Below are 17584 nucleotides of genomic sequence, written 5' to 3' on the forward strand. Positions count from 1 at the left end.
GACCGTGGCCGCGCCATGGGGCGACCGGACTTCAGTTTCTCCCACTATTGTGGCAGCGCCATCAAGATTTGTCACCGATGACCAAATTGTGATGATCACTGCATTGCTCGCACGTCGCTGCGCGAACCGGGAACGTCACCGGCCTGTGACTGGACGATGCGAGGCTCGCCCCTATCTTGCGAGCGGGCAAGGATACAGAAGTCGAGATACCGAGATCGAGGAGTGCGCCATGTCGAAATCCACTGAAAAGCCTGTCATCACCCAGGCAATGATCGACGTCTATGACGAATACACGCATCTGACGCTCGATCGTCGCCGCTTCATGGAACAATTGACCAGGCTCGCCGGAACAGGTGCGGCGGCGGCCGCGATCGCGCCAATGCTGGCGGCGAATTCCGCCCAGGCGGCGATCGTCGCCGAAAACGATGCCCGCGTGAAAGGCGAGGACATCACCTATCCCGGCGGCAGCGGCGAGATGAAGGGCTATGTGGTCAAGCCGGCAAACCAGGCCGGCAAGCTCGGCACCGTCATCGTCATCCATGAAAACCGGGGGCTCAACCCGCATATCCGCGACGTTGCCCGGCGTGTGGCGTTGGAAGGGTTTGTGGCGCTTGCGCCGGATTTCCTGTCGCCGCTCGGTGGCACGCCCGATGACGAGGACAAGGCGCGCGACATGTTCACCAAGCTGGACCCGGCGCAGACAATCGCCAACGGCGTGGCGACCGTCGCGTTCCTCAGAGGTGACAAGGACGGCAACGGCAAGGTCGGCGCCGTCGGCTTCTGCTGGGGCGGCGGCACGGCCAACATGCTGGCCGTCAACGCGCCCGATCTCGCTGCCAGCGTCGCCTATTACGGCATGCAGCCAAAGGGCGCCGATGTATCGAAGATCAAGGCCGCGCTGCTGCTGCACTATGCCGGGCTCGACGATCGCACCAATGCCGGCATCGACGCCTTCAAGAAGGAACTCGACGCCGACCATGTCGAATACACCGTCTACATCTATGAAGGCGCCAACCATGCCTTCAACAATGATACCTCGGCGGCGCGCTACGACAAGAAGGCGGCCGATCTCGCCTGGGGCAGGACGATCGCTTTCCTGAAGGACAGACTGAAATAGGCGGTCAGGCGACCGAGGGCGCCCAGACGGCCTCGAAAGCCGGCGACAGGGTGAAGCCGGCCGGCCGTGTGGAGACGGGCGGCGGGCGTCGCACACCCTCTTGCAGGTATCGCAAAGCAGACGTCAGCCCGTTCATCGTATAGGGCTTGGCAATGACGCCGATCGCACCGGCGAAATGATCGGGAATGCGCTTCGGGTTGGCGGTCATGAACACCACCACCGAAGTCTTCTTCTGGCCGATATATTCGGCGACTTCGACGCCAGTCGGACCGTCTGTAAGGTGGATGTCGACAAAGGCGATGTCGGCGTCTGTGGACTCAACCATGTTTTTTGCTTCAGACGAGGACGTCGCCCAGCCGACGACGCTGTGGCCCGCCTCTTCGACAAGGCTCTCCAGTTCCATGGCCAGCAGCGCTTCGTCCTCGATGATCAGGACCTTGAGCGGTTCAATCATGACACATTCCCTTTTTGCTGCGGTTCGTTCGGCATCGAGATCACGACCTTGGTTCCGGGGCCGGCGTCGTGCCATTCGATGTTGGCGCGCAACTGGCGGGCGAGCGACTTGATGAGCCGCATGCCGAAGGACGCGTCGCCACCGGCATCGGCCATGCCGACACCATCGTCGGAGACCTCGATGTTGAAGTGGCCGTCGGGCTGGCTCATCTTGATGCCGATGCGCCCCGCCGTCGTCCCGTCGGGTCCTTCCTTGAAGGCGTGCTTCAAGGCATTGGTGACGAGTTCATTGACCATCAGCGCGACAGGCGTCGCCTTTTCGGCTGATATGACAACGGGTTCGAGTTCGAGTTTCGACTCGATCCCGGAGCGCCCCGACGCCGTCAGCAGATCGGTCACCAGGTCCTTGGCGAAATCCGAGACGTCGAACCGGCTGACATCCTTCGACTGGTAGAGCCGGCGGTGCACGGTGCTCAGCGCCTCGATGCGCTCCAGCATAGTCTTCAGGGAATGTTTGGTTGCCTCGCACTTTATGGCGCGGCTCTGCATGATGATGAGCGACGAGATCATCTGCAGATTGTTTTTCACCCGATGATCGACCTCGTGCAGCAAGGTGGTCTGCGCCTCAAGGGCTGCTTCCAGTTCCGCCGTGCGCTCCTTCACCGCCTTCTCGAAACGGTCCTTGTCGGCGGTGATGCGATGCTCCGATTGCTTGCGATCAGAGACATCGAGCTGCGAGGCGAAGAAGAACTGCACTTCGCCTTTGTCATTGGAGACGGGGCTGATGTAGAGCGCGTTCCAGAAGGTCGACCCATCCTTGCGATAGTTCAGGATGTCGACGGCGATGTCGGTTTTATCGGCGATCGCCGTGCGGATCTCCGCAATTGCGTCCTTGTCGGTCTTCGGCCCTTGCAGGAATCGGCAATTCTTGCCGATGACCTCGTCGCGCCCATAGCCGGACAACCGCAGGAAGGCGTCATTGGCAAAGACGATCGGATTGTCGGGCCGCCGGGGATCGGTGATGATCATCGACATGCGGGTGGCGCGGATGGCCGCCGCGAACGGGTCGCCCTTGCCGTGCTCGGCATGAAGGTCGTCCGTCATGTGCCAAGCGTCGGCGGACTCCCTGGTCCGTTTCCAGTCCATGCTGTCACTCCAAGCTTTTTTCGTGGGGGACAACGGCTCAAGGGAGGAATTGGTTCAATCCTGGACGTGTTGTCGCAGTTGCGCGAGATCTGGAACCGACTCGGCATTCCTGCAAGTAATTGATGATAAAGGTTTTCCTGGCGTCTAGGATGCCGATGCCGGCTTGTGGAAAGCGACACCGGCGACCACCAGCGCGATCCCCAGGCAATCGCTGAGGTTTGGAATCTGGCGCAGCACGATGACGCCGATCAGCGTTGCGGTGACCGGCAGTAACGACAGCATCAGGGCGAAGCTCGAGCGCGGCAACCGCGACATGGCTAGTTGGTCGCAGACGTAGGGAATGACCGAGGAGCAGATGCCGACGCCGATGGCGGCGAGCAACAATTGCGGTGCCGAGAACGCCGGAAGCGCCTGTGCGAAGCCGATCGGCAGCACGACAATGAAGGCGATCGTCATGGCCGCGCCCAGCCCGGCGATGCCGCCACCCGCACTGGTGCGTGCGACGCGGTGGCCGAGCACGATGTAGCCGACAAAGAGTGCGCCGTTGAGGAAAGCCCAGAACAGCCCGACCGGATCGCTGGACCATTTGACGTCGATGAGCAGCAAGGTGCCGGTGACGGCCACGGCAAGGGCAGCAAGATTGCGCTGGCTTCTGAGCCCGATCACCGCGACACCGATGGTGCCGACGAATTCGATCGCCGCCACCAGCGAGATCGGCAAACGGTCGAGCGCCAGGTAGAACGAACAGTTCATCACCGCCAGGCAGGCGCCGAAGGCCAGCAACAGCAGCCGTGTCGAGCGATCGGCGCCGGCAAAGGTTCGCCAGGGGCGAGTCAGCGGCGCGAAGATCAGCGCTGCGGTGGCGATGCGCAGCCACGCCATGCCGAGCACGCCGACATCCGGGAACAGCAGCACGGCGAAGGCGGGCCCGAGATAGTGGAAGACGGCGCTGATGCCGAACCAGACATGCGGCGGCAGTTTTGTCGCCAGGCTGGCGAGGGCAGGGCGGGCAGCGGGAGCTTGCGCTTGATCATCCATGGGATCAGTATCGCAGGCGATTTTGGTTGGATATATGGGTGATGATCGGTCTGTTGGTCGATGTGCTTCCCGGAAGCAAGGAGTTCTCCATGAAACGCCTTCGAACCGAAAATGTGGATCTCGACGTCGCGGATATGAAGATCCTGCGCCTGCTGGAAGAGGACGCTCGCGTCAGCATGGCCGAGCTTGCGCGCTCCGTCGGCCTGTCGGCGCCGAGTGTCGCCGAGCGCATCAAGCGGCTGCAGGAGAATGGCGTGATCGAAGCCTATTCGGTCAGGATCAATCCGGCCGCGCTTGGCCTGAAGCTGTCGGCATGGCTGCGCATCCGGCCGGTGCCGGGGCAACTGGCTGTCGTCGCCGATATCATCCGTGACCTGCCGGAGATCGCGCAATGCGACCGGGTGACCGGCGAGGATTGCTTCATTGCGCTGGCGCATGTCGGGTCGGTGACCGACCTCGAACGGGTGATCGACCGGATCATTCCCTATGCGATGACCAACACGGCCATCATCCAGTCGTCACCGGTGGCGGCGCGCTCGCCGCTGGCGGCGATCAGGCGATCGCCTTGATTTGATTGGTTGCTCGATGGTTTCGCAGGCCGTCTCGTCAGGCGTGGCCGCGCTTCAGGCGGGCGCGTTTCAAGATGCTGCGCCAGCGGATCATGTCGAACGGGATCGGTTCGTTGTTGTTGGCGATGTGGAAGATCTCATTGTCGACGTTCTTGAGCGAACGCCAGAAATCATAGTCCGATATGCGCGGATCAGCGGCCAGCCTGTCCACCTCGACCTTGATGTCGGTTTTCATGCACGTCCCTCGAACCGGCTTCGCCCCGCCGCCCGTATAGCAACCCTGTGCGGAGCGTTTTCGACCGCTCCGCTGAGTTGTTCAACGGCTCAAATGGCTTGTTCCCGTTAAAACCTTGGTAAGGTTAACGCGGGCGCGAGGCTGCTTCAAGCACTGGTGCAAGCCGATTCTAGGGTTTCGCGATTTTGGATTGCCGGTGTGGCTTTGAAGTCCGGTGGGCTGTTGGGGGAACGGTGCCAGCTCGATCTATTTGCGTTTGATGCCGATCGAGCGGCCGGCGCGCTCCGGCATCGGCAGCACCGAATGAGCGGCGCGCATGGCTTCGACCTTGGCCAGCACATCGGCCGGGAAGGGCGCGACCTTCGGCCCGGACATGTCGACATGCAGCGACAGCGTCTCGGAGGTGGCCGCGAGCCAGCCGTCGACATGGCGGATTTCCTGGTACGCCCGCAGTCGCTTCGCGTCATGGTCGATGAGCTGGAAGGAGACCGTGACCTTGTGGTCGAGATGCAGTTCCTGGACGTAGCAGACATGGACCTCGGCGGTGTAGATGGTGAGGCGGCGGTCCTTCACATAATCCAGCCCCATGCCCATCGCCTTGAAGGCCTCGTCCGAGCAGCGATCGAACAGCACGTTGTAATAGGCCATGTTGAGATGGCCGTTGTAATCGATCCAGTCCTTCTCGATGTCCATGGGCCTGGAGACGAAGGGGGCGGGGATGGGCATCGAAACTTCCTTGTGCTGGTGCTGGACAGAGCCTAGCTGCGGAGACTAAGCATCCATAATCGCAGAACAAGCGTGGACGCTGGTCCATTCGCGGAGGAATTCATGGCTCTGAGCGACCTCAATCCGGTCGAACGCAACGAGGAGGGCATCGCCGCGGTGCTTGGCATCCTCAAGCAACAGCTGGGCGAGCGTTTTCAGACGGGCCAGGCTATCCGTTCGCAGCACGCGCACACGACCACCTATATCCCGACACAGGCGCCCGATGGCGTCGCTTTTCCGGAGACGGCGGCCGAGGTGCAGGAGATCGTGCGCGCCTGCGCCGCGCACCGCGTGCCGGTGATCGCCTTTGGCGTCGGTTCCTCGCTGGAGGGGCACACCAATGCACCGGGCGGCGGCATTTCGGTCGATACGTCGCGGATGAACCGCATCCTTGCGGTCAATCCGCAGGATCTCGACTGCACGGTCGAGCCCGGCGTGACGCGCGAGGATTTGAACCGTCACCTGCGCGACACCGGCCTGTTCTTCCCGATCGACCCCGGCGCCAATGCCTCGCTCGGCGGCATGGCGGCGACGCGGGCGTCCGGCACCAATGCGGTGCGCTATGGCACGATGCGCGAGAACGTGCTGTCTTTGACCGCCGTCATGGCCGATGGCGAGACGGTGACGACAGGCGCGCGGGCGAAGAAGAGTTCGGCCGGCTACGACCTTACGCGGCTGCTGGTCGGCTCGGAAGGCACGCTCGGCATCATCACCTCGCTGACATTGAAGCTGCAAGGCATTCCGCAGGCAATCTCCGGCGGCGTCTGTCCGTTTCCGAGCGTCGAGGCGGCCTGCAACGCCGTCATCGCCACGATCCAGATGGGCATCCCGGTGGCGCGCATCGAACTGGTCAATGCGCTGCAGATGCGGGCGATGAAGACCTATTCCAAGCTCGACTATCCCGAGAGCCCGTGCCTGTTCGTCGAATTCCATGGGAGCGATGCCGGCGTGGCCGAGCAGGCCGAGACCTTTGGCATGATCGCGGAAGAAAATGGCGGCGGGCCGTTCCTGTGGACCAGCGTCGCCGAGGAACGCACCAAATTATGGAAAGCCAGGCACGACGCCTATTGGGCCTCGCTGACGCTGCGGCCCGGCGCCAAGGGGCTGTCGACCGATGTCTGCGTGCCGATCTCGCGCTTCGCCGAATGCGTCATGGAAACCGAGGCGGACATCGCCGAAATGGGGCTGATCGCGCCGATCGTCGGCCATGCCGGCGACGGCAATTTCCACGTGCTGGTGCTGATGGATGTGAATGATCCCAAGGAGATCGCGCTGTCGGAAAAGTTCGTCGCGCGGCTCAACATGCGGGCAATCGCCATGGACGGCACCTGCACGGGTGAGCATGGCATCGGCCAGGGCAAGATCGGCTTCATGCGCCGCGAACTCGGCCACGGCGTCGACATCATGCGTTCCATCAAGCAGGCGCTCGACCCGCAAAACATCATGAATCCTGGCAAGATATTGCCGGCTGTAGGATAGATCAGGTGAGGATTGAGGGCGGTAGATGTGCAAGCCAACTGCTCGCATTTATGGTCTTTCCGCCAGCCGCCTGCTCAATCTGATTTCGACCAACTCAGCACCCATCAGTCCGTCTTCCGCAAGGTCTGCTAGAGTCGCAGGTCTCCGTTCTCTGGTTCCCCGGACGATATCGTCGTCTGAATATCGGACGATCGTGTCTGGCAAGATGCCTAGCGCGTCGTGATGGATGAATTCTGGGATAGGCCAATCGGCCCGGTTCCAGGCTTCAATCACTCCAAATATCTCCCACTTGCCGTCTATGAGATGCAGATCGCCAAATCGCCCGACGAGAATGGCTTCGGTAGGAAGAAGATCGCTCGCGCTGATACCAGCTGAAAACATCCTCGGCCCGAAAAAATAGCCCAGAACTATTCGTCCTCCCGGAGCCATTCTTGCCACCACTCCCTTCGCAAAGCCTCCATCGGGCAGGGGAATCCGAAAGACCGAGCCCTCGCGATATGGCAACCGTTTCGCCAACTTCGATCCTCCCCCCAGTCACTTGACCGCTATAGAGCTAGTCCACCCGTCGTCATGGATCGCCAGCAGACAATTTTCCGACTGAAGAGGCAACGGAAACAGTCGTCTTGACCGTGCCACCATTCGGGTCGAGTCTCCTTGAGCGGCACGCCTGAAAGCACAGGCGCGCCAACCGAGGAGGATTGTCATGGCCATTTCACGCAAGGAAGAAGCGCGCGCGCTGAGCGCCGATGAAAAGGACCTGGTGGAGAAGTCGCACCATCCGGCGGTGCAGGATCTCTCCGATGCCGACCTTTCCGGCCTGGTCAAGCTGCTGCGGGAGCGGCGCGACAAAGCGCAGACCGAAGCGCACCGTCGTCGGCGTGAAATACGCGGCAAGGGCGCGCCTAAAGGGGCGACGCCCTCGAAGGTCGATGGCGGCTCTCAGGTGAAGCTGGCGGTTCTGGCGAACGCAATGCGGCGGCTGAATGGCGAGGCCGAACGGCGGCGCCAACTGGCGGCTCGCGTTTCGCTGGTCGGGAATGCACGCAAGGCGCTGGCCATGAAGCAAAGTGCGCCGGCGGACGGTCCCGCGCTCAATTCGCGGACGGCCCGCAAGGGGATGCGGGCCGTGGCCAACGAGCGGGCGCCGAAGCTGGTGCGGCCGGCGGAACTCGGCCGGCAGCGCAAGGCGGGCAAGGTGGCACAAGCCAAGCGCGACGCACGCTGATCCTCGCGGATCTGTAACTGTCAGCCCGCCGCTTTACCGTGCGGCTGGACCTTGCTGTTGCGCGCCCTCGACAAGGGCCTGCAGCATGGGCCGGGTCGGTGCGAAGAATGTCGTGCCCGTGTGCGGCGTGGAGAAATCGAGCAGCCGGTCGTAAGCGCCCGGCGGGTCGCCGACATACATGCGCTGCAGCATTTTCTCGGTGACCCAGAGATACCTGGAATAGCCGATGAAGTAGGTGCCGAATTCATTCTGCCCGGGCCTGCCGAACGGCATGTTGTCGCGCAAAATATTATACTCGTTGCCGTCGGCATCCTCGATGGTGGCCAGCGACTTGTGCGATTTGCGCGGCGCGTCGTCATCGTCGATTTCGATGTTGTCGATCTTGGTCCGTCCGATGATCGCCTCTTGCTCGGGCGTTGGAATGCGCGCCCAGGCCTGCATGTCGTGCAGATATTTCTGGACGACGACATAGGAGCCGCCGCCAAAGTCGGCATCCTCATCGCCGACCAGCGCCGAGGCGGGCAGGTCGAGGCCGGTCGGGTTGGCGGTGCCGTCGACAAAGCCGAGCAGGTCACGGGCATCGAAATAGCGAAAGCCCGTCACTTCGTCGACGACCGTGACGCCGGAACCGAGTCGGTCAAGCAGGATACGCTCGAACTCGAAGCACATGTCTGATCGTTCGGCCCGGATGTGGAAGAGAAGGTCGCCCGGCGTCGATGGCGCCGAATGGACCGCTCCCTTGATCGGCGCGAATGGTTTCAGCTCCAGCGGCCGCCGATCCGGGCTGAGCCGGTCCCAGAGATCGCGGCCGATGCCGGCGATGCACGACAGGCGGCCGCCAAGGTCGCGGAACCCGACATTCTTGACCAGGTCGTCAAGTTCGCCGAGCACCGAGCAGACCTTGGCCAGCGCCGGTTGGTCGCCGGCGACGGTGACGACGAGGAAAATCGCCGACTGCGAAAGCGGCGCATCGATGCTCTGCGCGTCGATTGGCACGCGGTCCCAGTTCTTGCCCGACATCCGAAAATCTCCGCTTTTCCCGGATTTGTTTCAGATCGCTTGGGATGACGCAATACTGGATGAATTGCCTCTTTATCGACACGCGGATGCGGGTAGAGTGCGGCAGATTTCAATCAACCTGTTCGGAGCTGATGCTCGCACGCCTGTTCGTGATCTTCGGTGGTTTGTTTGTGCTGGTGCTGTGTGCGGCGCTGGTGGTGCCGTATTTTGTCGACTGGACCGGCTACCGCGCTGAATTCGAGCGCGAGGCGAGCGCCATCCTCGGCCGCAAGGTGACCGTGCAGGGCGACGCAACGGCAAGGCTGTTGCCGTTCCCCTCGGTCACCTTTTCCAATGTCGCCGTCGCCGGCGGCCCGAATGGCCAGCCGGCCATGACCGTCGAGACGTTTTCGATGGATGCGGAGTTGGCGCCGTTCCTGCGCGGCGAGGTGCTGATCTTCGACATGCGGCTGGTGCGGCCGAAGGCGACCATCGACATCGCCAATGATGGCACTGTCGACTGGGCGATGCGACCATCCTCGCCCTTCGACCTCAACCAGATCTCGATCGAGAAGCTGACGGTGACGGAGGGGCAGATCGAGCTGCGCCATGCCGCCGGCGGTCGCAGCCATTTCATCTCCGAGATCAATTCGACCATTTCGGCCAAGTCGCTGGCCGGCCCTTGGCGCATGGACGGCACGCTGCGGCTTGACGGGCTTCGTACCACGGTCGCAGCGTCGACCGGCAAGGCTGAAGGCTCCGGGCAGATGCGATTGCGGGTGAAAGCCGATCCGGATGCCTATCCGCTGGTCATCGAGACCGACGGCAATGCCGGCATCGTCAATGGCGCCGCCGTCTATTCCGGCGACTTCAAGATCTCAGGTGCCGACAAGAACAGCGCTGAACTGCGCGGCACCGATGGCGAGACGGTGAACGTCAGCGCCGGCAAGCCCGACCCGGGCTTCCGGCTGAACGGCAAGTTCGCGCTCGACCACCAGAAGCTTGGCGTCGACGAATTCCGTTTCGAGACGGGACCGCTGGACAATCCCTACACCGCCGACGGCAAGGCTTCGGTCGATCTCGGCCTGAAGCCGAGCTTCGCCATTGAGGCCAATGGCGCGCAGGTGAAGCTCGACGAGGCGGTGGGAGCTCAGGCCGGCACCGGCCTGACGCTGGACCAGCGCATTGCCGGGCTGGAGCAGGCATTGCTCGACCTGCCGAAGCCGGCCATCCCCGGCACCGTCGAGGTCAAACTTCCGGCGGTGGTGGCCGGTGACACCACCGTGCGCGACGTGCATCTGTCGGCCGAACCGGTTGAAAGCGGATGGAAGGTGAAGTCCCTAGCCGCGACCTTGCCGGGCCGGACGACGCTGGAAGCCGATGGCATGCTTGCGCTCAATGTGCAGGGCCATTTCGGCTTCACCGGCTCGTTGCTGCTGGCCGTGGCGCAACCCTCGGGCTTTGCCGCCTGGCTGTCGAAGGATGTCGACGAGGCGATCCGCCGTCTGCCGGCCGCCGGCTTCAAGGCCAAGGTCGACCTTTCGGAAAACCACCAGGCGTTCAGCGATCTCGAATTGATCCTGGGCAAGGCCAAGTTCTCCGGCCGCATCGATTCCAGCCAACCCGCCGACGCCAGACCGTCGGTGCTGATGCGGCTGGAAGGCGGCGAGCTCGATGTCGATGGGCTGGCCGCGTTTGCCTCGATTTTCGTCAGCGACAAGGGCGCCAACCGCTTTGCCAACAGCGACCTCGATTTCCAGATCAAGGCCGGTCCGGTGAGCGCAGGCGGCCTGACCGCCGACACGGTCGATACCGCGCTCAGGCTGCGTGACGGGTTGCTCGAAGTCGACCGGCTCTCGGTCGGCGGGCTGGCCGGCGCCTCGATCAGCGCTACGGGCCGGATCAAGGATTTCCCGGCGAGCCCGACCGGCAAGCTCGACGCCTCGGTCGTCGCTGTCGACCTGAAGCCGCTGATCGACGTTGCCGCGCAGCATTATCCAGACAGTGCGGTGCTGAAAGGGCTGGCGAGCCGTGCCGCCGCCTATCCCGACCTGTTCCAGGATGCACGCGTCGACCTTGTGGCAAGTGCCGCCGACAATGGGGATGGCACGACCGGGCTGGCGGTGAGCGGCCAGGGCAAGGCCGGCGGCTCGGCCTTTTCGGCGTCGCTGTCGGGGAAGGGGGCGCCGGACAGGCTGCTCGACGCGCCGGTGACGCTGACCTTCAATGCCAAAAATGCGGACGCCACCGCCCTTTTGGCACTTTACGGCCTGCCGGCGCTGCCGCTCGGCATGCTGGGCGAGGCAACGACGGATATTTCGGCCAAGGGCACATTTGGCGGTGGCCTGGCGACAAGTTTCAATCTCACAGGCGCCGACTTCAAGGCGAGCTTCGACGGAACCGTTGCGGACACGCCGCAAGGGCCTACTGCCAAGGGCAAGATCAACCTCGATGCCGCCGACATCGAACCCTGGCTGATGACATCGGGCATCGGTCTGCCCGGCATGGGGGCGGGCATGTCGACGTCGCTCTCGGCACAAGGCGACTATGGCAACGGCCTGCTGGTGCTGGACAATGTCAGCGGCGCCATCAACGAGGCGGCCGTTTCCGGCGACATCAATGTCGACGCCAAGGACGGCGTGCCGCATCTGGCCGGCGCGCTGGCGCTCGACGAGCTCGACCTCGATCCGATGGCCGTAGCGCTTTTCGGCGATTCCGCGTTCCTTGCGGACAAAAATGGGGCTGACAAGGGCGGCGCCTGGCCGGCGGCACCCTTCAGCCAGAAATCCAGCCTGCCGTTCACCGCCGATCTCGACCTGACGACGGCAGCCCTTGCCGCCGGCCCGTTCGCCACCGCCTATGGTGCTGCCTTTTCGCTCAAGCTCGACAAGGAGGGCATCCGGGTTTCGGACCTCAAGGCGAAACTCCTTGGCGGGGCGCTGACCGGCCTGTTCGAGTTGAAGAACAATGAGGGCACAGGGCTCTTCACTGGCCAGATGAAACTGGCGGGTGCGGATCTCGCCAATGTGTTGCCGGATGCAGGCATCACCGGCAGCGGCGATTTCTCGACGACGCTGTCGACCAGCGGCAAGTCGGTCGATGCGATGGTGGCTGCCCTGTCCGGTTCCGGTACAGCGACGCTCAAGGGGTTGCAGGTCGCCGGCGTCAACCCCGACGCATTCAGCGCGCTCCTCGCCAAGGCGGACGCGATCGGGCGCGACATCGACGCGGCCAAGACCGCGGGCTTTGCGCCTGAGATCGCCGCCGCCGGCAATTTCGCCGCCAAGGATGCCGACATCGCCTTCACGATTGCTGGCGGTACGCTGCGAGCGCCGCCAGTCAGCCTTGAAAATCCGGCGGCGACCTTGTTGGCGGATATCACGGCGGACCTCAACACCAGCACGGTTTCCGCCAAGGGCGCGATCACCTACAAGCCCGGCGACGAGGCGCTGGTCGGCTCCGAGCCGGTCGTCAATTTCACCGCCGCAGGGCCGTTCGGCGCTGTCAAGCGGCAGTTCGACAGCGAACCGCTGGCGCAGTTCCTGACCCAGCGCGCGCTGGAAAAAGAGCAGCAGCGCGTCGAGGCGATGCAGGCGGCGCTGCTCGAAAAGCAGCGGCTGCGGCGTGAGGTGCGCTACTACGCGGCGCTGCAGGATGCGCGCGAGAAGGCGGCGGAAGAATTGCGCCAGCAGGAGGAAGCGGCGCGGCTGAAAGCTGAAGCCGACGCCAAGGCGAAAGCCGAGGCAGACGCGCAGGCAAAGGCCGAAGCCGACTCCAAGGCTCAGGCCGACGCGGACGCCAAAGCCAAGGCCGATGCCGAGGCCAAAGCCAAGGCTGATGCCGACGCGAAGGCCAAGGCTGATGCCGATGCAAAGGCTGCGGCCGAGCAGCAGGCCGCCGACGACGCAGCCAAGGCGCAGGCCGATGAAGACCAGCGGCAGAAGGCCGAGGAGGCGAAGCGTATCGCTTCGCAGGAAAAAGCGCGACTAGAGGCTGAGCGCAAGGCCGCCGAGCCGAAGGTCGAGCGCGCCCCGCTGCCCGAAGCCAGCGACAACCCGCCAGCAAAGCCAAAGGCCAATCCGTTCACGATCGACAATCTCTTGAAGTCGTTGCAGTAGGGTGGTCGGACGAGCCGGAGCGCCGGGCTTAAACGTATGCCCCGCGCTTCGCCCACTCCAGCACATGCAGCCGCAGCGCCGAGGACAGGTTGGTGTCGCGGGGCCGCGTCTCGTCGACTTCGGCCACGAGTGCGGCGAGCGTCAGTTTTCTCACCGCCGCGATGGCGACGAGATCGTCATAGAAGGGCTTTTCGAGGGAATAGCTGGTGCGATGGCCGCGAATGGTCACCGAGCGCTTTTCGACGGCGCTCACGGCCAAACGCTCATTGCCGAACACTCATTGCTTGTCCTTGCCGGGCTTGCTGGACGGCTCAAGGCGATGGCCGGCGACAAAGTTCTCGGCCTTGTCGGCGATCAGCTGGTCGCGTTGCTTCTCAGCCTTGGAACGGCCGTGCAGGGCCCAGTTCTGGTCGGCGGCGCGCGCCTTCTCGTCCCGCGCCTTCTGCTTGCGAGCCTGGCGGAGATTGACGATATCGGCCATGGCGCGGACCGCCTGGCTTATTTCTTGCGGAAGGCGTCGAGCGAGACCACTTCGGCGCCCTTGGCGCCGGCCTCGGCCGCAGCGGGCTTTTTCTCGGCTTCGGCGGCCGCGGCTTTCTTTTCGGCCTTCGGCTTCTTTTCGGAGACGATGGTCAGAGGCTCGGGCGCCGACTGGGCCGGTTCCTCTTCGGCCGGCGCGTCGGTCTTGACGTCGAACTCGAGCTCGAAATTGACCGATGGGTCATAGAAACCACGCACGGCCGAGAACGGGATTTCCAGTTTCTCCGGCACGTCGGAGAAGGACAGGCCGACTTCGAAGCCGGTGTCGGTCACTTTCAGGTCCCAATACTGGAACTGGATGACGATGGTCATCTGCTCGGGGTAGCGTTCGCGCAGCCGCGACGAGACGCGCACGCCGGGCGCGCCGGTCAGGAAGGTGATGAAGAAGTGATGGTTGCCGGGGAGGCCGGTGCGTGCGACCTCGGCCAGGACCTTGCGCATGACGCCGCGCAATGCCTCCTGGGCCAGAATGTCGTAGCGGATGTGGTCGTCGGCCATGTGCTGGTCGGGTTCCGTTGAATCGTCCGCATAGCTGTAATCAAGCTTGAGGGCGGCGTAAACCTGATATAGGCCGCCGCCGCACTGAGACGAGGACTATTGCGAATGATTTGATCGCCAAGCCGGCTTCGGGCAAGCGCAAATTTTATGCGTTAGCCAGCGCAACGTGCTTTTTGACGCTGCCGGGGGAAGGGTGCTTGCCGAAGGCGCGCAGGAAGGTGCGCACACCATTGGTTGCCGATTGCAGGACTTCGTCCTCGCTCGGCGTACCGCCGAGCATAAAAGTCGTCTGCAGGTCGGCGTTGACCAGGCTGAGGAACTGGCGGGCCGCGACGTCGGGATCATCTATGGTGAGGTGGCCGCCATAGGCGAGGCGGGCGAAGCGGGCGGCGATTGCCGGCCATGTCCTGCCCGGGCCCTGTTCGCGCCATTCGGCAAACAGTTCGGGATAGCGTTCGCCCTCGGTCTGGATCAGCGTGCGCAGGAATTTTCCATCGCGGTTGCAGATGCAGTTCTGGTTGAGGCGCACGGCAAAGCCGATCAGGTCGGCTTCGAGATCGCCTGGCTGGTCCGGAAAGGTGGCAATGGTGGCGAAGATGCCTACATTGCAGCGCTCGGTGAGGTCGCGCACGACGGCGATAAAGAGCTTTTCCTTGTCGCCATGATGATTATAGACGGTTTGGCGCGAGACACCGGCCTCCGCCGATATCAGGTCGATATTGGCGCCGGCAAAACCTTCCCGGCAGAAAACGCCGGCTGCGGCGTCAACGATCGACAGACGTTTGGCCTCATGGCCGCGTGGCGGAAAAATGTCAGGAGAAAAGCCCGGTCTCATGAAAATCCATATAGAGGTGATTGACGATTTAGACAAGAGTGTCTAAATTTGTGGACACGATACAAAGAGATTTCGCGCTGGAGAGACGAATAGAATTCGCTCTTGGGGAGTCGGGATCTCGCGGGATGGAACGTCCTAGGGTTAGACGTCGCCTGGCGGCGGCAACCAGAATTCGAAAGAAGCCACTATCATGAGTCCCAAATTCCTCCGCATCGCGGTCGTGCTCGGCCTGTTGTCCGCCATCGGCCCGTTTGCCATCGACATGTATCTTCCCGCTTTGCCGTCGATCGGCGCGGATCTGCACGCCGGCACGGCGGCTGTGCAGATGAGCCTGCTGATATTCTTCCTGTCGATGGGTTTTGGCCAGATCGTCGTCGGGCCGATCTCCGACATGGTCGGCCGCAAGCTGCCGCTCTATGGCGGCCTTGCGCTGTTCATGGTCGGTGGCATCGGCTCGGCAATGGCGCCGACCATCGAGTGGCTGATCGCCTTCCGCTTCCTGCAGGGCCTTGGCGCCAGCGCCGGCATGGCTGTGCCGCGCGCCATCGTGCGCGACTTGCACACCGGCAATGAGGCGGCCAAGCTGATGTCCTTGCTGATGCTGGTGTTTTCGGTGTCGCCGATCCTGGCGCCGCTGACCGGCAGCCAGATTATCGAGGCTTTCGGCTGGCGCGCTGTGTTCTGGACGGTGACCGGTGCGGCAGCCCTTGCCAGCATTCTGCTTGCGACCGCGCTCAAGGAGACGCGGCCGGCGGAAGAACGCGTTGGTTCCTCGTTCGGCACCGCCCTGTCGGCCTATCGCTTGCTTATGGGTGACCGCAACTTCCTCGGCCTGGTGGCGATCGCCGGCTTCGGCATTGCGAGCTTCTTCGTCTATCTGTCGAGCTCGTCCTTCATCCTGATCGACCATTATGGGCTGTCGCCTTCGGTCTACAGCGTGTTCTTCTCGATCAACGCGGTGGCCTTCATCGGCATGTCGCAGTTGACGGGACTGCTGGCCGGGCGCTTCGGGCTGAAGCGTGTCGTCTGGGTGGCGGTGACAGGCTATGCGACCACGATGGTGGTGCTGTTCGCGATCATGGCGACGGGCGTCGACCGGCTGGACGTGATGGCGGCCCTGCTGTTCGTCGGCTACGGCTTCCTTGGCCTGGTTATCCCGACCACTTCGGTGCTGGCCATGGAAGAGCATGGCGAAATCGCCGGCACCGCCTCGGCGCTGATGGGCACGCTGCACTTCGCCATCGGCGCGCTCGCCATGGGCGTCGCCGGCGTGTTCTTCGACGGCACGCCGCTGCCGATGGTCGCCGGCATCACGCTGTGCGCTGTGATCTCGTTCACGCTGGCCAAGTTCACGCTCGGCCGCTCGCGTGAAGCCGTCGAGGCGCCAGCGGAATAAGCACGACCAATATGTGATAAAGGCCGGGTTTTCCCGGTCTTTTTCATGCCCGCAGATATTTCATGCGCGCAGGCCGGTCTCTTCGAGGATGAACCGGACGCGCTCCTCGACTGGCGCCAGTGGCAGGGGCACCAGCTCGTAGTCGAGCTCAACATAGACGCCGGCCACCGCACCATGGGTGCGTCTGGCTTCGTCAAGCGTCTGCTTGCGTTCTTCATCCTGTGCAAAGATTTTCGGCCAGGGCGGCGCGATGAAGACCCGACGCGCATAGCGGAATTTCTCCGCTGCGTTGGCGGCGTGATCCGGCACCGGCAGGCCGCAAAGCTTGAGGTAGCCGATCGTGTCCGGCACGCCGCGATCGAAGAAGACTGGACCGGACTCAGCTTGGGCCGCGTGCCAGGAGCGAAGCTCCCAGGACAGCATCAGTTCGGCGAAGAGCGCTCGGTCCTGCCAGGGAAGGGCAGGGCCGCCGATCGCCATCTGGTCGCGGATGATGCCGCGTCCGGCCTCCGGCGCCGTTGCGAAGCCTGCCTGTTTCAACGCCTCGATTAGGGTGGTCTTGCCGGAACCGGGACCGCCGGTCAGCACGAAGAATCGATCGGAATCGTTTTGCATTTTTATCCATGGAAAGGGAGGTTCGCGGCGCAGGGGTTTCGCGGCCTGCCGGCCGTGCGAAATCTGGCAGAGGACTGCCGTTGCGCGTGACGAATATTGAAAAGGGGGAGAAGTGGAGGTTTCTGTTGCCAGGTACCTCCGAACCCCGCCTAGAAGTGCGAACCTCTAGGGCTTGATTTGAAGCTATCGCACCGCTTACGCGGCGAGACGTGCTTCCGCATAGTTGTCATTTGCAACTACAGGTTTAGCCCGATGACGGTGGTACCATGCCGGGCAAAAGTACGATCTTTACACCTTCGTCGATCCTATTTCGCCCCCATCAAAAACCGCTCTGTCGTCAACAGCGGCTTTTGGTGGAGGCGCCGGGTACCGCCCCCGGGTCCGAACGGCTTATTTCATCGCCCATTTATCGCCATAGTCGGTCAAGCCGACAAAACGAATATAGGGGGCGATCATGGAAATTGAAAGGCCGCAATCGGGCTTTGTCCCCGTGTCAAATCGCGACGCCAAAGGGTTGACTTGGGCGCGGTCTCAACCGAAGCTTTGCGTGCGGTGA

At 63.0% G+C, this 17584-nt stretch carries 18 protein-coding genes and 1 other RNA gene; 6 read left to right on the forward strand and 13 right to left on the reverse strand.

Going from position 1 to position 17584, the window contains the following annotated elements; translation table 11 throughout:
• Positions 1–229: 229 nt before the first annotated feature.
• Positions 230–1117: a dienelactone hydrolase family protein gene (locus ACZYHG_RS19160; protein ID WP_464609898.1), complete on the forward strand. Its 888-nt coding sequence runs from the start codon at positions 230–232 to the stop codon at positions 1115–1117.
• A 4-nt stretch (positions 1118–1121) separates the two neighbouring features.
• On the opposite strand, the gene ACZYHG_RS19165 is transcribed toward ACZYHG_RS19160, so the two are convergent.
• From ACZYHG_RS19165 to ACZYHG_RS19175, 3 genes are all read right to left on the reverse strand, one after another.
• Positions 1122–1571, reverse strand: a complete 450-nt coding sequence (locus tag ACZYHG_RS19165) for a response regulator (protein WP_464609899.1) — start codon at positions 1569–1571, stop codon at positions 1122–1124.
• Positions 1568–2716 (reverse strand): histidine kinase dimerization/phosphoacceptor domain -containing protein, encoded by a 1149-nt coding sequence (locus ACZYHG_RS19170; protein WP_464609900.1) that lies wholly within the window; start codon positions 2714–2716, stop codon positions 1568–1570. Before ACZYHG_RS19170 ends, ACZYHG_RS19165 begins: the two co-directional genes overlap by 4 nt.
• Positions 2717–2860: 144 nt before the next feature.
• The gene (locus ACZYHG_RS19175) at positions 2861–3754 is read right to left on the reverse strand and encodes an EamA family transporter (RefSeq protein ID WP_464609901.1); all 894 of its coding nucleotides are present in this window, start codon (positions 3752–3754) and stop codon (positions 2861–2863) included.
• Between the two features lie 89 nt (positions 3755–3843).
• Here ACZYHG_RS19175 and ACZYHG_RS19180 point away from each other — a divergent pair, with 89 nt between their 5' ends.
• Positions 3844–4323: an Lrp/AsnC family transcriptional regulator gene (locus ACZYHG_RS19180; protein ID WP_464609902.1), complete on the forward strand. Its 480-nt coding sequence runs from the start codon at positions 3844–3846 to the stop codon at positions 4321–4323.
• 37 nt (positions 4324–4360) lie between these two features.
• Here ACZYHG_RS19180 and ACZYHG_RS19185 read toward each other — a convergent pair whose 3' ends face one another.
• Together ACZYHG_RS19185 and ACZYHG_RS19190 are read right to left on the reverse strand one after the other, a co-directional pair.
• Positions 4361–4558, reverse strand: coding sequence for a hypothetical protein (locus tag ACZYHG_RS19185; RefSeq protein WP_015317249.1), 198 nt, complete (start codon positions 4556–4558; stop codon positions 4361–4363).
• Positions 4559–4804: 246 nt separating this feature from the next.
• Complete coding sequence (locus ACZYHG_RS19190; protein ID WP_464609903.1) at positions 4805–5284, reverse strand: thioesterase family protein; 480 nt, start codon at positions 5282–5284, stop codon at positions 4805–4807.
• Between the two features lie 102 nt (positions 5285–5386).
• On the opposite strand from ACZYHG_RS19190, the gene ACZYHG_RS19195 reads away from it, so the two are divergent.
• Complete coding sequence (locus tag ACZYHG_RS19195; RefSeq protein WP_464609904.1) at positions 5387–6802, forward strand: FAD-binding oxidoreductase; 1416 nt, start codon at positions 5387–5389, stop codon at positions 6800–6802.
• A 48-nt stretch (positions 6803–6850) separates the two neighbouring features.
• On the opposite strand, the gene ACZYHG_RS19200 is transcribed toward ACZYHG_RS19195, so the two are convergent.
• On the reverse strand, positions 6851–7318 hold the full coding sequence (locus tag ACZYHG_RS19200) for an Imm26 family immunity protein (protein ID WP_464609905.1): 468 nt from the start codon (positions 7316–7318) through the stop codon (positions 6851–6853).
• Between the two features lie 187 nt (positions 7319–7505).
• On the opposite strand from ACZYHG_RS19200, the gene ACZYHG_RS19205 reads away from it, so the two are divergent.
• The gene (locus tag ACZYHG_RS19205; protein ID WP_464609906.1) at positions 7506–8027 is read left to right on the forward strand and encodes a hypothetical protein; all 522 of its coding nucleotides are present in this window, start codon (positions 7506–7508) and stop codon (positions 8025–8027) included.
• Between the two features lie 33 nt (positions 8028–8060).
• On the opposite strand, the gene ACZYHG_RS19210 is transcribed toward ACZYHG_RS19205, so the two are convergent.
• Positions 8061–9047, reverse strand: coding sequence for a Dyp-type peroxidase (locus ACZYHG_RS19210; RefSeq protein ID WP_464609907.1), 987 nt, complete (start codon positions 9045–9047; stop codon positions 8061–8063).
• Positions 9048–9178: 131 nt separating this feature from the next.
• On the opposite strand from ACZYHG_RS19210, the gene ACZYHG_RS19215 reads away from it, so the two are divergent.
• Positions 9179–13144, forward strand: a complete 3966-nt coding sequence (locus tag ACZYHG_RS19215; protein ID WP_464609908.1) for an AsmA family protein — start codon at positions 9179–9181, stop codon at positions 13142–13144.
• Positions 13145–13172: 28 nt separating this feature from the next.
• Here the strand turns inward: ACZYHG_RS19215 and ACZYHG_RS19220 are convergent, their stop codons facing one another.
• The 4 genes from ACZYHG_RS19220 to ACZYHG_RS19235 form a co-directional block, all read right to left on the reverse strand.
• Positions 13173–13397, reverse strand: a complete 225-nt coding sequence (locus tag ACZYHG_RS19220) for a ribbon-helix-helix domain-containing protein (RefSeq protein ID WP_464609909.1) — start codon at positions 13395–13397, stop codon at positions 13173–13175.
• Positions 13398–13421: 24 nt separating this feature from the next.
• A complete protein-coding gene (locus ACZYHG_RS19225) occupies positions 13422–13625 on the reverse strand; it encodes a DUF4169 family protein (RefSeq protein WP_464609910.1) in 204 nt (67 codons plus the stop codon).
• 17 nt (positions 13626–13642) lie between these two features.
• A complete protein-coding gene (locus ACZYHG_RS19230) occupies positions 13643–14182 on the reverse strand; it encodes an SspB family protein (protein ID WP_464609911.1) in 540 nt (179 codons plus the stop codon).
• 145 nt (positions 14183–14327) lie between these two features.
• On the reverse strand, positions 14328–15017 hold the full coding sequence (locus ACZYHG_RS19235; RefSeq protein ID WP_464609912.1) for a TetR/AcrR family transcriptional regulator: 690 nt from the start codon (positions 15015–15017) through the stop codon (positions 14328–14330).
• Positions 15018–15207: 190 nt separating this feature from the next.
• Between ACZYHG_RS19235 and ACZYHG_RS19240 the strand changes: the two genes are divergently transcribed.
• Positions 15208–16413 carry a multidrug effflux MFS transporter gene (locus ACZYHG_RS19240; RefSeq protein ID WP_464609913.1) on the forward strand — a complete coding sequence of 402 codons (1206 nt, stop codon included), beginning with the start codon at positions 15208–15210 and terminating at the stop codon, positions 16411–16413.
• Between the two features lie 60 nt (positions 16414–16473).
• On the opposite strand, the gene ACZYHG_RS19245 is transcribed toward ACZYHG_RS19240, so the two are convergent.
• Together ACZYHG_RS19245 and ssrA are read right to left on the reverse strand one after the other, a co-directional pair.
• Positions 16474–17028 (reverse strand): AAA family ATPase, encoded by a 555-nt coding sequence (locus ACZYHG_RS19245; protein WP_464609914.1) that lies wholly within the window; start codon positions 17026–17028, stop codon positions 16474–16476.
• A 111-nt stretch (positions 17029–17139) separates the two neighbouring features.
• Positions 17140–17499, reverse strand: a transfer-messenger RNA (tmRNA) gene (gene ssrA / locus ACZYHG_RS19250).
• Positions 17500–17584 lie beyond the last annotated feature (85 nt).

The organism is Mesorhizobium subarcticum, assembly GCF_055456085.1.